The organism is Enterovibrio paralichthyis (assembly GCF_019209835.1).
Classification (GTDB): domain Bacteria; phylum Pseudomonadota; class Gammaproteobacteria; order Enterobacterales; family Vibrionaceae; genus Enterovibrio; species Enterovibrio paralichthyis.
Map to the genome: position 1 here is coordinate 163341 of NZ_JAHUTS010000008.1, position 15009 is coordinate 178349.

At 44.6% G+C, this 15009-nt stretch carries 14 protein-coding genes; all 14 read left to right on the plus strand.

Translation table 11 applies throughout. The features are described 5' to 3' along the window. Positions 1-25 precede the first annotated feature (25 nt). The 14 genes from KU854_RS12045 (at position 26) to KU854_RS12110 (ending at position 14956) form a co-directional block, all read left to right on the plus strand. Positions 26-1081, plus strand: a complete 1056-nt coding sequence (locus tag KU854_RS12045) for a response regulator (RefSeq protein WP_218358777.1) — start codon at positions 26-28, stop codon at positions 1079-1081. Between the two features lie 234 nt (positions 1082-1315). Then, on the plus strand, positions 1316-1813 hold the full coding sequence (gene rfaH, locus KU854_RS12050) for a transcription/translation regulatory transformer protein RfaH (RefSeq protein ID WP_218358778.1): 498 nt from the start codon (positions 1316-1318) through the stop codon (positions 1811-1813). 91 nt (positions 1814-1904) lie between these two features. Continuing rightward, complete coding sequence (locus KU854_RS12055) at positions 1905-2957, plus strand: Wzz/FepE/Etk N-terminal domain-containing protein (protein ID WP_218358779.1); 1053 nt, start codon at positions 1905-1907, stop codon at positions 2955-2957. A 104-nt stretch (positions 2958-3061) separates the two neighbouring features. Continuing rightward, positions 3062-4177 (plus strand): non-hydrolyzing UDP-N-acetylglucosamine 2-epimerase, encoded by a 1116-nt coding sequence (wecB, locus tag KU854_RS12060; protein ID WP_218358780.1) that lies wholly within the window; start codon positions 3062-3064, stop codon positions 4175-4177. 38 nt (positions 4178-4215) lie between these two features. Beyond that, positions 4216-5481, plus strand: coding sequence for a Vi polysaccharide biosynthesis UDP-N-acetylglucosamine C-6 dehydrogenase TviB (tviB, locus tag KU854_RS12065; RefSeq protein ID WP_418885853.1), 1266 nt, complete (start codon positions 4216-4218; stop codon positions 5479-5481). Positions 5482-5505: 24 nt separating this feature from the next. Beyond that, a complete protein-coding gene (locus KU854_RS12070) occupies positions 5506-6531 on the plus strand; it encodes an NAD-dependent epimerase/dehydratase family protein (protein ID WP_218358782.1) in 1026 nt (341 codons plus the stop codon). Between the two features lie 91 nt (positions 6532-6622). Further along, complete coding sequence (gene pseB / locus KU854_RS12075; RefSeq protein ID WP_218358783.1) at positions 6623-7636, plus strand: UDP-N-acetylglucosamine 4,6-dehydratase (inverting); 1014 nt, start codon at positions 6623-6625, stop codon at positions 7634-7636. Further along, entirely contained in the window at positions 7633-8808 is a 1176-nt protein-coding gene (gene pseC / locus KU854_RS12080; RefSeq protein ID WP_218358784.1) for a UDP-4-amino-4,6-dideoxy-N-acetyl-beta-L-altrosamine transaminase, read from the plus strand. The genes pseB and pseC overlap by 4 nt, the downstream gene beginning before the upstream one ends. Beyond that, positions 8805-9656, plus strand: coding sequence for an aldo/keto reductase (locus KU854_RS12085; RefSeq protein WP_218358785.1), 852 nt, complete (start codon positions 8805-8807; stop codon positions 9654-9656). The genes pseC and KU854_RS12085 overlap by 4 nt, the downstream gene beginning before the upstream one ends. A gap of 10 nt (positions 9657-9666) precedes the next feature. Further along, positions 9667-10416, plus strand: coding sequence for a cytidylyltransferase domain-containing protein (locus KU854_RS12090; RefSeq protein WP_218358786.1), 750 nt, complete (start codon positions 9667-9669; stop codon positions 10414-10416). Between the two features lie 16 nt (positions 10417-10432). Further along, positions 10433-11722, plus strand: a complete 1290-nt coding sequence (locus KU854_RS12095) for an aspartate aminotransferase family protein (protein WP_218358787.1) — start codon at positions 10433-10435, stop codon at positions 11720-11722. Continuing rightward, positions 11719-13212 carry a UDP-2,4-diacetamido-2,4,6-trideoxy-beta-L-altropyranose hydrolase gene (pseG, locus tag KU854_RS12100; RefSeq protein WP_218358788.1) on the plus strand — a complete coding sequence of 498 codons (1494 nt, stop codon included), beginning with the start codon at positions 11719-11721 and terminating at the stop codon, positions 13210-13212. The genes KU854_RS12095 and pseG overlap by 4 nt, the downstream gene beginning before the upstream one ends. Before the next feature lie 4 nt (positions 13213-13216). Beyond that, entirely contained in the window at positions 13217-14266 is a 1050-nt protein-coding gene (gene pseI, locus KU854_RS12105; RefSeq protein ID WP_218358789.1) for a pseudaminic acid synthase, read from the plus strand. 12 nt (positions 14267-14278) lie between these two features. Continuing rightward, positions 14279-14956 (plus strand): class I SAM-dependent methyltransferase, encoded by a 678-nt coding sequence (locus KU854_RS12110; protein WP_218358790.1) that lies wholly within the window; start codon positions 14279-14281, stop codon positions 14954-14956. Positions 14957-15009: the final 53 nt, after the last annotated feature.

The following is a 15009-nucleotide window of genomic DNA, read 5'->3' on the forward strand; positions in this document are numbered from 1 at the left end:
CCCAGAGCAATCAGGAGTACAGACAGTGTTAGATGGAAAAGAAGTTCTCATTGTTGAAGACGACCCGATATTCATCCGGATTATTGGCAGTTTCCTACGGAAAGAAGGATGTCTCGTCAGAGAGGCAGAAAACGGTCTGGATGGACTAAAAGCGCTTCGTGAAGGCATTCCAGACCTTCTTATCAGTGACCTGTCCATGCCAATTATGAATGGGCTGGAGTTTGTTGAAGAGGTGAGCTTGGAGTACCCAATGCTGCCTGTCATCGTGATATCCGGCACAGGCGGAATGTCTGAAGTGGCTCAGGCGCTTCGCTACGGTGTCAAAGACTTTTTGATTAAGCCAATTGAAGATATCATGGCGGTGAAGTCATCCATTCTCTCTGTGTTGGAAGAAGCCGAAAACGGTGTCAACTCCGAAGCAGACTTCTCGCAGCAATGGTTCAAAGTCTCCCAAAACAGCGATCAGCCGTTTACTGAAGAGCTAAAATGGCACTTGGACGATCTGCTGGATAATCCTGGAAATGCGCGAGACCTTTTGATGGGGTTAATGCCGGCGCAGGACTCCCAACAGGGCGACTGGCGTCTTTCCTATCATTCGCTGCAATCTGCAGACTCAAGCCCGATAGTGCTCGACTACATGTGGATGATGGACGGCAAGATGGCGTTTTACATGGTCGACAGCGCTTCAGCAGGTAAAAACGGGACAGCCACCACGCTGATGATCCGCGCGTTTTTCAATGAATATCTGCGTTCCAATGAGGCCGATGAGCGTGGCTTCATCCATTTGGTGCATCAAATAGAACACGCCATCAAACGTTCGACCTACGCCAGCCCAATCCGAGCCATGTTCGGTATTCTAAATGCGGCAGATTGCCAACTGGATGTTTTGTCGGCGGGTTTGAATGCTGTCGTAGACAACTCGGGCAATGCCATCATAGTGAAAAACGACCACTTATTAGGGGTTGATGCAGCATCGACACACTTCCAGACTATTGACCTATCAGACGGCGGGGTACGTGTTTCACTCAGCGAGATAGGACTTACTAGTTTTAGTTTGGATATACAGCGCTTGAGTCTTTAATACCCTCTGATTTTTTGCATATAAAAACAAAGAGAAAACGCCTCCAAGTGAGGTGTTTTTTATTGCTTTGTGAAACAAATTTAGGTGCGTTTATCCAAACTATGAAGCAGTGCAGACAATTTGTGCAGTTGGAGCCCGCATGCTTGCTGCTCAAAGGCCAGCCTAATATACTCTTGAGTTGCTTCGCAAAGACGATGCAAAAATTGGCTAGCAAAAAATCGACGAGAACAAGAAATGAATCCATGGTATCTGCTCTATTGTAAACGCAGCGAGCAACAACGCGCTGAGCAGCACCTTAAAAGACAGGGCGTTGATTGCTACTATCCACAAGTGTCGGTAGAGAAAGTACGACGTGGAAAACGTTCAAGTGAGCTAGAGCCTCTCTTCCCAAACTATGTTTTTGCTTCTTTCGATCCTGAGAAAATTTCCTTCACAACAGTTCGCTCAACGCGTGGTGTTGTAGATTTTGTGAGACAAGGAGCGACTCCTATTTTGGTTTCGAGAGAGCTGCTCATCAATTTGATGTCGAAAGAGGATAGTGATGAACAGCGGCAAACGTTGAGTGAAGTATTTAAACCCGGTGATACTGTAGAGGTCCTGTCTGGACACTATGCCGGTACAGATGCTATTTACAAAGAACCAGATGGAGAAAGGCGAGCAATCTTGTTAATCAATCTTCTTAACAAGGGAGTCGAAGTTTCGGCTGAATATAAATTTTTCAAACATAAATAATCGGCAAAAAATTTAGTTACCGCGTGCTTTAGGACCGAAACCTAAGTGCGGTAGCGTAGCTGTCAAGGATGAAACTCAAGGAGAGTCTATAGTGGCGAACACACTATTTAGGGATGAAAGCAAACTGTCAGATACCAATGAACGTAGTCTACCTAGGTATGAAATAGACGTTAGAGCAGTAGTGCAGGCTCTCAGGGATGCAAAAAAGCTCATACTGTTTTTTTCTATGTTTGGGTTGTTGCTTGGCTATTTTTACACTTCAAAAATCAAAGATTATTGGACAGCAAGTGCGATAGTCGTTGAAGCCAATACTTCAGATTTGAAACAGCTAAACCAACTAGTTAAGTATTATCAAATTCTGTTGGCAATGAAAAGTACTGATAATGAGAACGCAAATGATGCATCAAAGCAAGATGCTATAGATTTGAATTTTTTTCTCAATGATGATTACTTATATGATTTCTTTATAAGTATGTTGGAGTCTGATAAGAATAAATCAGAGTTCTCTGGACGTAATTTAGGAAATTCAAGCGAAATATCGACTCTGAAAGTTATAAGGAAAGATGAAGGGAAGTCTATTGTTTCAATTCGAAGTGAAGACAGAAATAATATACATGACACTTTGAATAATTACATAAGCTATACTCAGGAAAGTGCTTATCGAGAGGTATTAAAAGAACTCGATGCGATAATTTCTATTGAAAAAGATATTCTTAATAAAAGATTGACTCTGCAGAAGTTGCTAGCAGAAGAAATGTTAAGGACAGAGATTGAAAAGTCCAAGTTGGCTCTAAAAATAGCGTTAGAGGCTGGGATTGTTAAGCCCCTTGAAAGTTTTTATGGCTCTGACAATTTGGGGGTTGAGTTTGGCGTAGATGTTTTAAATGCAAAAATTTCAGCATTGAAGAATTTCAAACATATGGAAGTCATTAATAGTGAGATTTCCGGGATAAAGTTGAAAAAAAGCTTGTTAGAACTTCCGATAGCAAACGAAGGAATAGAAAATATCGTATCGATACCCAAAATGGCTACAACCTCAGAGGTTAATGGTAACAGTAAAAGATTCTTCGTGCTCTTTACAGGAGTATTTCTAGGTTTGATTTTTGGTATAGTGCTTGCTTTGTTTAGAAAGATTTTTCTATAGCATTCCGTGCAAAGCTAAATCTCTCTACTGGCTCGGAAATAAAAGGTTTCGCGTCGTAAATTATTTGCTTGTTTTACTTGTCTAGAGATGCTTGGGTAACGACAATGAAAAAAATACTAACTATATTCGGAACCAGACCTGAGGCGATAAAAATGGCGCCTTTAGTTCATGAGTTGAATAACCATCACAATGTGGAGGTAAAATGCTGCGTAACAGCACAGCATAGAGAAATGCTAGATCAAGTTCTACAACTTTTTGAAATAGAACCAGATTATGATTTGGACCTGATGACGGCCGGACAGACTCTAAATGACGTGACCGCGCGAATTCTATTGGAGCTAAAAGACGTACTACGAGAGTTCCAACCTGACGTCGTGCTAGTGCATGGTGACACTGCGACAACGTTCGCCGCAAGCTTGGCCGCCTACTACGAACAAATCAAAGTTGGTCATGTGGAGGCGGGGTTAAGAACAGGAAACATCTATTCACCTTGGCCGGAAGAGGCAAACCGAAAATTAACAGGTGTTCTCGCGAACTATCACTTTGCGCCAACTGAAAACTCGAAAAATAACTTGTTGAGTGAGGGTTACTCTGAAGGGGGGATCTTTGTCACTGGGAATACCGTGGTTGATGCGTTATTGCTAGCCAAAGAAAAGATCGACAGCGATGCTGAACTACAAGCCACATTAAAGGCGCAATTCCCCTATTTAGACACAGATAAAAAAATGATTTTGGTGACAGGGCATCGCAGAGAAAGCTTTGGTGGAGGATTTGAGCGGATCTGTACTGCGTTGGCGCAGATAGCCAGTGAACACAAAGATTGCCAAATTGTTTACCCGTTACACCTAAACCCAAATGTTCGAGAGCCAGTACAACGCATTTTATCTGGGATCGAGAACATTGTTCTCACTGAGCCTCAGCAATATCTTCCTTTTGTGTACTTGATGAATCAAGCGCATATCATCCTGACAGATTCGGGTGGTATTCAAGAAGAAGCTCCCTCACTAGGTAAACCTGTGCTTGTGATGAGAGAAACGACCGAGCGCCCAGAAGCGGTCGCCGCGGGTACTGTCAAACTGGTGGGTACAGATGTCGAACTCATAACATCTAGCATCAGAGAGCTTCTGCAAGACGAGAAAAAATATCAAGAGATGAGCTTTGCGCACAATCCATACGGTGATGGACAAGCGTCAAAGCGCATTGTTGAACAACTTTTATAACGATTTACTTATCGAGGCTTAGATTCATGAATAATACCATGAATGCGAAAATTGGAATTATTGGCTTAGGCTACGTTGGCCTACCTCTTGCTGTTGAGTTTGGTAAAAAGTTCGATACTGTGGGTTTTGACATCAACCAGGGTCGTGTTGATGAGCTAATGTCAGGTCATGACAGCACGCTGGAGTGCAGTGATACTGAATTGGCGCAAGCATCCAGACTAACATACACAGCAACGCTGGCTGATTTAGAGCAGTGCAATGTTTATATTGTGACTGTTCCAACACCCATTGATAACCACAAAAGACCCGATCTTACGCCATTGATCAAAGCGTCGGAATCGTTGGGTAAAGTGATCTCAAATGGCGATGTGATTATCTACGAATCGACGGTTTACCCAGGAGCGACCGAAGAGGAATGCATTCCAGTCGTTGAGCGCGTGTCAGGCCTCGAGTTCAACAAAGACTTTTTTGCTGGTTACTCACCAGAGCGTATTAACCCAGGCGATAAAGAGCATCGAGTCACAAACATATTAAAAGTGACCAGCGGTTCGACGCCAGACATTGCGGATTACGTTGATCAGTTGTACAAGTCCATCATTACGGCGGGTACGCACAAAGCGTCATCCATCAAAGTGGCTGAGGCAGCGAAAGTAATTGAAAACACACAACGTGACGTCAATATTGCGTTGATCAATGAGCTATCAATCATCTTTAACAAACTGGGTATTGATACGCTAGAAGTACTGGAAGCCGCAGGCACGAAATGGAATTTCTTACCGTTTCGCCCAGGCCTTGTTGGCGGGCACTGTATTGGTGTTGACCCATACTACCTTACCCACAAAGCGCAATCGGTTGGGTATCATCCAGAAATGATTCTAGCGGGACGTCGACTCAATGACGGGATGGGGCAATATACCGTTTCTCAACTGGTAAAAACGATGTTGAAGAAACGCATCCACGTTGAAGGCGCGAATGTATTGGTGATGGGTCTGACGTTCAAAGAAAACTGTCCAGATCTACGCAACACCAAAGTCATCGATATCGTCTCTGAATTGAAAGAGTACAACATCAATGTTGACGTTATGGACCCATGGTGTTCATCAGAAGAAGCCGAAGAAGAGTACGGATTAACGCTTTGTACTGAGAAGAAGGTAGGGTTCTATGATGCTGTTGTCCTTGCTGTTGCCCATGATGAGTTCAAAAACATGGGTGCAGAAGAAATACGAAGCTTCGGTAAGCCAGAACACGTACTTTATGACCTGAAATACGTTCTCGGCAAAAATGATGTCGATATGCGTTTGTAATCCGCAAAATTCATAGGTGTAAACATGTCAAAATATGAACAAATTCAGCAGGCATTGCAGTCGGCACCAAAGGTGTGGTTAGTCACTGGCGTTGCTGGGTTTATCGGCTCAAATTTACTTGAGAACCTGCTAAAACTGGGACAAACCGTCGTGGGGTTGGATAACTTTGCTACGGGGCACCAACGTAATCTTGATGAAGTGAAAACACGCGTATCAGAAGAACAGTGGGGAAAGTTCACATTTATCGAAGGTGATATTCGCGACTTTGAAACCTGTAAATCAGCCGTAACAGGCGTAGATTACGTTTTGCATCAAGCCGCACTCGGCTCGGTTCCACGTTCGATTGATGATCCTGTGACGACAAACTCGGCCAACATTACGGGCTTCTTGAACATGTTGACTGCAGCGAAAGATGCGCAGGTAGCAAGCTTTACCTATGCGGCAAGTAGCTCAACGTACGGTGATCATCCTGCATTGCCAAAAGTAGAAGAAAACATTGGAAGTCCATTGTCACCCTACGCAGTCACCAAATACGTAAACGAACTTTACGCCTCCGTATTTGCAAGGACTTATGGTTTTAAAACCATTGGTCTTCGCTACTTCAATGTGTTTGGACAAAGACAGGATCCAAATGGTGCTTACGCCGCCGTAATCCCGAAATGGACCGCCGCAATGATTACGGGCGAAGGTGTTTGCATTAACGGAGATGGTGAAACAAGTAGAGACTTTTGTTTTATCGAAAACGTCGTTCAAATGAACATACTCGCTGCAACAGCAGAGAGCGACAGTAAAGATGAAGTGTATAATGTTGCCGTTGGTGATAGAACGACACTTAATCAGTTGTATGCATACCTTAAAGAAGCCCTAGGAGAAAATGACGTAACAGTTACCATGGAGCCGGAATATCGTGACTTCCGTGCTGGCGACGTTCGTCACTCTCAAGCTGACATTAGCAAAGCGAAGTCCAAGCTTGGCTATGAGCCACTGTTTACAATCAAATCAGGCATTGGTAAAGCTATGCCATGGTACAAGTCGTTTCTTTCACATTAATGAACACTAAACCTAAGTGGATGACTTACGCAACCTCGCCAATTTATGGCAGGTACAGCGGCCTCCGCTTTCGGTATTAAGAGAACATCGCATGTTAAATAACAAAGTAGTATTGATCACGGGCGGAACGGGATCATTCGGTAAGCAGTTCATCAAAACTATCTTAGAGCGCTATAAAGATGTGAAAAAAATCATCATCTTTTCACGAGACGAACTAAAGCAGTTTGAACTGAAACAGCTCTACCCAGAGCCACAATACCCACAACTGCGTTTTTTCATTGGCGATGTGCGTGATCAACAGCGCATGATGCAAGCATGTGAAGGTGTGGATGTGATCATTCACGCGGCAGCGATCAAGCAGGTGGATACAGCGGAATACAACCCGACTGAATGTATTCGTACCAATATCACGGGTGCTGAAAACGTCATCAATGCAGCACTGCAGTGTGGTGTGAGAGACGTCGTTGCGCTCTCAACAGATAAAGCGTGTGCACCTATTAACCTTTACGGTGCTACCAAGCTGGCATCCGACAAACTATTCACGGCGGCAAACAACATCAAAGGTTCGAAAAATATTCGTTTCAGTGTTGTACGCTATGGAAACGTGATGGGATCTCGTGGTTCGGTTATTCCATTCTTCATGAAAAAACGTGAAGAGGGTGTACTTCCGATCACTCACGACGAAATGACCCGTTTCAACATTTCGCTACAAGATGGCGTAAACATGGTGATGTATGCGCTGGAAAACCACCTTGGTGGTGAGATTTTCGTACCAAAAATTCCGTCATACAAAATCCTAGATATCGCAAAAGCGGTTGCGCCAGAGTGTGAAACTAAGGTGGTAGGCATTCGCCCAGGTGAGAAGCTTCATGAGGAGATGATCACTGATACCGACTCACTTAACACCATCGATCTAGGTCGCTACTATGCAATTCTTCCTTCTGTGTCGTTTACTTACACGGAAGAAGAGTACCTAACGCACCACAAAGCAGAAAAAGTGCCTTTTGGCTTTAAATATAACTCAGGTACCAACACTGAGTGGGAAACTGTTGAAAGCCTTCGACAGTTGATTAAAGAGCATGTAGATCCAACATTTTCAGTGTGAGCCAATACGTGATCCCTTACGGTAAACAAGATATCAGTCAACAAGACATTGACGCGGTTGTAGAAGTACTTAAGTCGGATTTCCTCACGCAGGGACCGAAAGTCCCTGCTTTTGAGGCAGCGCTGATGGCGCACACAGGTGCAAAGCATGCATTAGCTGTAAATAGTGCAACATCAGCACTTCACATTGCTTGCCTTGCTCTTGGCCTTGGTCCTGGCGATTGGTTGTGGACCACACCCATCACCTTTGTTGCATCTGCAAACTGTGGTTTGTACTGTGGTGCACAAGTCGACTTTGTGGATATCGATGAGAGAACCTATAACCTATGTCCTGAAAAGCTCGAGCAAAAACTGCGTGATGCAAAAAATGCTGGGACATTGCCGAAAATTTTAGTTGCTGTTCATCTATGTGGACAGCCATGTGACATGAAGGCCATTCATCGACTCTCTAAAGAGTATGGGTTTCGTGTTATCGAAGACGCATCTCATGCGATAGGTGGCAAGTATCATGGTGTGCCTATTGGCCGTTGTGAGTACTCCGACATTACCGTATTCAGCTTCCACCCTGTAAAAATTGTTACCACAGCGGAAGGCGGTGCAGCGCTAACAAACTGCGAACAGCTTGCAGCAAAAATGGAGTTGTTGAGAAGTCATGGTATTACACGCAACGAAGCGTTAATGAAAGGCGAAAGTCATGGCGGATGGTATTACCAGCAGATTGATCTTGGCTACAACTACCGCATGACCGAGCTGCAAGCCGCATTGGGTGTTAGCCAGATGCAACGTTTAGAAGAGTTTGTCGAAGCACGCCATGTACATGCTGTGCGCTACAATGACCTTCTGAAAGAATTGCCAATCACTTTGCCGTACCAGTTAGAAAACACTTACTCTGGACTTCACTTGTATGTTATTCGACTGAAGCTAGACGCGATTTCGCTGACACATAAAGAAGTGTTTGATGCACTGCGTGGGAACGGCATCGGTGTCAACTTACACTATATTCCGGTTCATACTCAGCCGTACTACCAAGAACTTGGTTTCAACAATGGCGACTTCCCAGAGTCAGAACGCTACTACTCTGACGCCATATCGCTACCCATGTTCCATGGCATGACGACAGAGCAGCAAGACGAAGTGGTTCGCGTATTGCACGAGGTTCTTAAACGCAAATGATGAAGCTTTCCCTAGGCACAGCCCAGTTTGGGCTTGACTATGGCGTCACAAACACTGGTGGTAAAGTCGATATCGATTTGGTTGGTCAAATCCTTGATTTGGCCAAGTCTTCGGGCATCACCATGATAGATACCGCGATTGCTTACGGCGATAGCGAGAAAGTGCTGGGTCAGTTTGACTTATCGGATTTCTCTGTGACATCAAAAATCCCATCGCTAAAAGGGGCAGAAGATGTCATTGAAGAAATGACGCATGACTCAAAAGAACGCCTCAATATTGATGTGCTATATGGCCTTATGCTCCACGATGAAAAGGATGCGATTCATCGAAATGGCCAATACCTAGAAGAACTGCAAGCGGTAAAAGCGCAAGGTCTGGTGCAGAAAGTAGGGGCATCATTTTACTCTACTGACATAGCGCTAGATGTCGTCAAAAGTGGCTTGGTTGATATTATTCAAGTCCCTGCAAATCAATTAGATTGCCGTTTTGACGAGAGCGGATTGCTTGCTGCTGCCGCAGAAAACAACGTTGAAGTGCATGTTCGCTCCTTGTTACTGCAAGGGCTGTTAGCGGTTGACGCAGCCAAAAGGCCTGCAAAATTTCGACACCATTCAGACTTGCTGAAATACGACGAATGTTGCCGCGAGATGAAGTTATCTCCGGTAGAAATGGCGTTGTCTTACCTCGTGACACAACCGAACATCCACTATGGGGTTATCGGCTGCGTTCACCCAGAACAGCTTGATGAAATTATCACGGCTTATAAGAAAATAGAAAACATGGGGTTGCACTCCAATCTAACGTTATCTTCGCACGATGACGTATTAGTCAACCCATCAAAGTGGTAAGGAATTCAATATGACCGTAGTTGCCATTTTGCAGGCGAGAGCATCTTCTACCCGTCTACCTGGTAAAGTCATGCTTCCACTCTTAGATAAGCCAATGTTGGAACGGCAAATCGAAAGGGTACTGCGCAGTAGTACGCTAAACACGCTCATTATCGCAACATCCGAAAACGCGTCAGATGATGCAGTCGCAGCGCTCGCAAAAGGCTTGGGTTTACCTTGCTACCGCGGAAGCTTAGATGACGTTTTGGATCGTTTCTACCAAGCTGCACTGACTGTAAAACCCTCCCACGTAGTAAGGCTGACAGGTGATTGTCCTCTAGCCGATCCCGACGTGATTGATCGCGTGGTGCAACACCATTTGGAAAGTGGCGCAGATTATACATCGAATGTTTGCCCCCCAACCTATCCTGACGGGTTGGATGTTGAAGTGATGACATTCTCATCTTTGGAATCAGCATGGCGCAATGCACAATTGCCCTCTGAACGAGAGCACGTCACTTCATACATCCGTAAACCTGAAGCGGGTTACAAGCTAGAAAACGTCGAAGGTGAACAAGATCTTTCACATTGTCGTTGGACAGTCGATGAACAAGAAGATTTTGACTTTGTTTCTGAAGTTTATCGTCAGCTTTATGCACAAAAGCCGTGTTTTACGACAAAAGACGTACTAACACTTATTGAGGAAAAGCCAGAGCTCGCATCAATTAATCAAAACTTTGAGCGTAACGAAGGCTATACCAAATCCCTGTTAAAAGATTAATGTTGAGACACTCACTATGTCAGATCGTTATGCTATTTCTGAGCAGTTACTAGAGCGTGCGAAGGCCTCTATCCCTCTGGGTTCTCAGACTTTTTCAAAGAGTATTACTCAATTCCCTCATGGTGTTTCCCCTTACTTTGCGAAAAAAGGCAAAGGCGCCAAACTGTGGGATGTTGATGGCAACGAGTACATCGATTTTATCAATGGCCTCTTGAGTGTTTGTATCGGATACGCAGATGATGCAGTGAATGCCGCCGTGACTGCACAGCTGGCAAATGGCGTGAGCTTTTCGCTGTCGCACCAGTTAGAAGCCGATGTTGCCGAAAAGCTGATCGACTTAGTCCCTTGTGCTGAGATGGTTCGTTTTGGCAAGAATGGCACAGACAGCACCTCAGCAGCCATTCGATTAGCACGTGCTTACACGGGTAAAGACCTCGTGTTGGTATGTGGCTACCACGGTTGGCAGGATTGGTACATCGGTTCGACATCACGTAACCTTGGTGTGCCTAAATCAACACAAGCTTTGACCAAGACTTTCAAATACAACGATATTGAGTCGTTCAATGCTCTCATCAACGAGCATCGTGGTGACATTGCAGCAGTCATCATGGAACCAATGAATGTTGAGTATCCAAAGGAAGGCTTCTTAGAGCACATCCGTGAGATCACCAAAAACGAAAACATCGTGATGATTTTTGACGAAACCATCACAGGTTGTCGCTTCGCTCAAGGTGGTGCGCAAGAACTGTTCGGCGTAACGCCAGATCTTGCAACGTTTGGTAAAGGCATTGGTAATGGTTTCCCGCTTTCTGCGGTGATGGGTAAGAAAGAGATCATGCGCTTGATGGAAGATATTTTCTATTCAGGCACTTTTGCAGGTGAAACGGCTTCTCTTGCTGCGGCAAATGTCGTACTCGACAAAGTGAAGAATGAAGGCGTATGCCAGCATTTGGCACAGTTGGGCAACGAATTGAAAGAGCGCCTTACTGCCTTGATCAAATCTCATCAGCTAGAAGATTACGTGTGCTGCCAAGGCCATCCTTCTTGGTCATTCACCATCTTCAAAGGCGCAGAGTCAATTACGCCGTTTGAGATGAAAACTTACTTTATGCAGGAAATGTTCAAGTCAGGCATTCTGACCTTGGGCACGCATAACCTGAGCTTCTCTCATACCTCTGAGCATATCAACGCTTTACTTGACAGCTATGATCGCTTCTTTGGAAGATTGGCGGTGTGCATTGAAAAAGGCAGCCTAGCCGACGAGCTGGAATGTGATGTGCTTGTACCGCTATTCCAAGTTAGATGAATATCGTAATCAGGGCTGACGCCTCACAAAATATTGGCAGCGGGCATATCATGCGCTGCCTTGTTTTGGCTGAACAGCTAAAATCGCGTGGTTTTTACGTCCAATTTGCTTGTCTTCCGTTGAAGGGGAACATGATCCCCTTCATCGAAGCCAAAGGCTTTAAGGTTGTGTCGCTAACACCGCCAGCAGAAGACGTTACCCCCACGCACGATGCAGACTATCTTGGATGGTTACAGCGCACAGAAAGCGAGGATGCATCAGACTTTCTCCGTCACATAAAAAACGCATCGCTGGTTATCACCGATCACTATGCCATCGGCAAAGTCTGGCAAGGAATTGTCAAAGAAACGCTGAAATGTAAGCTGTTTGCGATTGATGATCTTTGTCGTACACACGCTGCCGATTTGATTTTGGATCAGACGCTGGGAAGGCAGACAAGTGAATACAATAGCGACGCTCGCGTGTTGGTTGGCAGTGAGTTTGCGCTACTGAACTCCCGCTTCGCGAGATTAAGAGGGCGAGCTTTCGATAAACAGCTTTCCAGAGAGAATGTCAGAGTACTGGTATCAATGGGCGGCATTGATCAACCTAATGCTACTCTCCATACACTAAAACAGTTGAAAGACACCGACTTCAACGTGACGGTATTGCTGGGGCCCAAAGCACCACACTATCAAGACGTTAAACGTTTCAGTGACAGCTGCAAAAATGTAACGCACCATGACTTTTGTGAAGACATGGCCAGTCTCATGTTGCAGAGTGATCTAGCTATTGGCGCACCAGGCACGACATCATGGGAGCGTGCTTGCCTTGGGCTACCCAGCCTTATCGTGCCTCTTGCTACGAATCAATTAGACATTGCCAATCAATTGGTGAAGCATCAAGCTGCTATTCGCGTTCCGTTAGATGACATTGAATGCAGCCTCATGCCTTCATTGAAACAATTACAGAGTGACTGGTGCGATTATTATCAGGCCAACCTCAGTATCTGTGACGGATTGGGGGTTTATCGAGTGATCGTGGAAATTGAAAGCCTGTTTGTGAACGATCAACGAACCGTCTCACTAAAACGAGCGACCGAAGATGATATTGCGCAGGTCTATGAATGGCAGTGTCATCCAAACACCAGAAAATATGCCCTAAACCCAGACATACCAACATGGGAACAGCATGTTGTTTGGATGAAAAATAAGCTTAAACGAACAGAAGACTACTTCTACTTGATAATAAACACGTCAGGTGAGCGTGTTGGCGTGATAAGGCTAGACCGAAAAAGCCAGTACGACTATTTGGTCTCTATATTCATCCATCCAGACCACTATGGCCAAGGTATTGGTCATCAAGCATTAAGTCTGGTTGGTCGCGTGCATCCACACGTTAACATTCATGCAACCGTCTTGGCAGACAATATCGCTTCAAGAAAACTGTTCGAAAAAGCCGGGTATATCCAGCAGAGCAGAGAAGCGTTTATTCGCCCTTCGACAGAGTAAAGTGATGAAAGAATTTATAGAAATTAATGGACGCCGCATAGGTCCTGATTACCCGCCGTATATCATTGCAGAACTTTCAGCGAACCATAATGGTGATATAAATCGTGCTTTCCAAATCATGGAAGAGGCTAAGCGAGCAGGAGCTGACGCGATAAAGCTGCAAACATATACTCATGAAACCATTACCGTAGACTGTGATTCAGAAGATTTTCAAATACATGGGGGACTTTGGGATGGTCAAACCTTGTATGAGCTCTACAAGGGAGCTCATATGCCTTGGGATTGGCATAAACCTTTGTTTGAAAAAGCGGCGGCGTTAGGGATTACCATTTTCAGTTCGCCATTTGATTTCACTGCGGTAGAACTGCTAGAAGAGCTAAATGCCCCAGCATATAAGATTGCGTCATTTGAAGTTATCGATTTACCTCTGATTAAGCGTGTTGCGCAAACAGGTAAGCCAATGATTATTTCAACAGGCATGGCAGATGAAAACGAAATAGCCGCAGCGATTCAAACAGCGAGAGAGAACGGTTGCACAGAGTTGGTTGTTTTACATTGTGTCAGTGGTTATCCAGCTCCCGCTGATCAATATAATCTGAGGACGATTGCCGATATCTCTAAACGCTTTGACGTCCTGTCGGGACTTTCAGACCACACTATTGATAATGCGACAGCAGTAGCATCGGTCGCACTGGGTGCATGTCTGATTGAAAAGCACGTAACAATGGACCGAAATGGTGGAGGACCTGACGACAGTTTCTCCTTGGAACCCAAGGAGCTTACAGCTCTTTGCCGAGACACCAGAACTGCTTGGCAGTCGCTTGGAAAAGTGAGCTATGAACGGACTGAAGCTGAAAAAGGGAATGTGAAGTTTCGACGTTCTTTGTATGTCGTCAAAGATGTACAAAGCGGTGAGTTGATTACACACGAAAATGTAAGAAGCATTCGACCGGGCTTCGGAATGCATCCTAGTATGCTAGAGTACGTTGTTGGGCAGAGATTTACTGTTGATATAAAGCTCGGCACCCCACTAAAAAATGAACACATATTATAAATAGGAGATTTTATGACCAAAGGTTGGGATAAGGTTTACGAAGACCTGAGCAATATTGCTTACCCTGCAGAAGGCGTGATTCGTATCTTTAAAGGAACGTTTCCGAACTTGGATTTGACTCACTTTGACACGAATACAAAAATTCTGGACCTTGGGGCAGGTGATGGTCGCCACATTCTCCTGTTCAACAGTCTTGGTTATAAATGCCATGCTGTTGAGATCTCTGAATCTATCGTAAATAACTTGTCTAGTGCTTTAACTGCAAGAGATATTGACTGTGATGTCAGAGTGGGTAAAGCAGAGAATGTACCATTTGAAGATGCTTCTTTCGATGCACTACTATCTTGGAACAGTTACTATTACATGTCTGATGACAATGTTGATTTCGATAGTCACGTTGCAGAAATGGCCAGAGTATTGAAGCCTGGTGGAACATTGGTTTGCTCTATACCTACCAGTGAAAACTTTATTTTTAAAGATAGTGTTCCGCATGAAATCGAAGGCTACAGAGTAGTAGGTGATGATTACTTTGGGCTTAGAAATGGCCAGGTAATGCGCTGTATGTCGAGCCAAGATGAAGTTGTTGAGACGTTCAAAAGCCACTTTGACGATTTCCGATTGGCGACAATAGAAATGGATTGGTTTGGCTTATCATACAGATGGTTTGTATTTGTAGCTAAGAAGATTTAAAGCATCGTTCAAACGGCGCGTAATCTGAATACTAGATCAATAACATAAAGGCA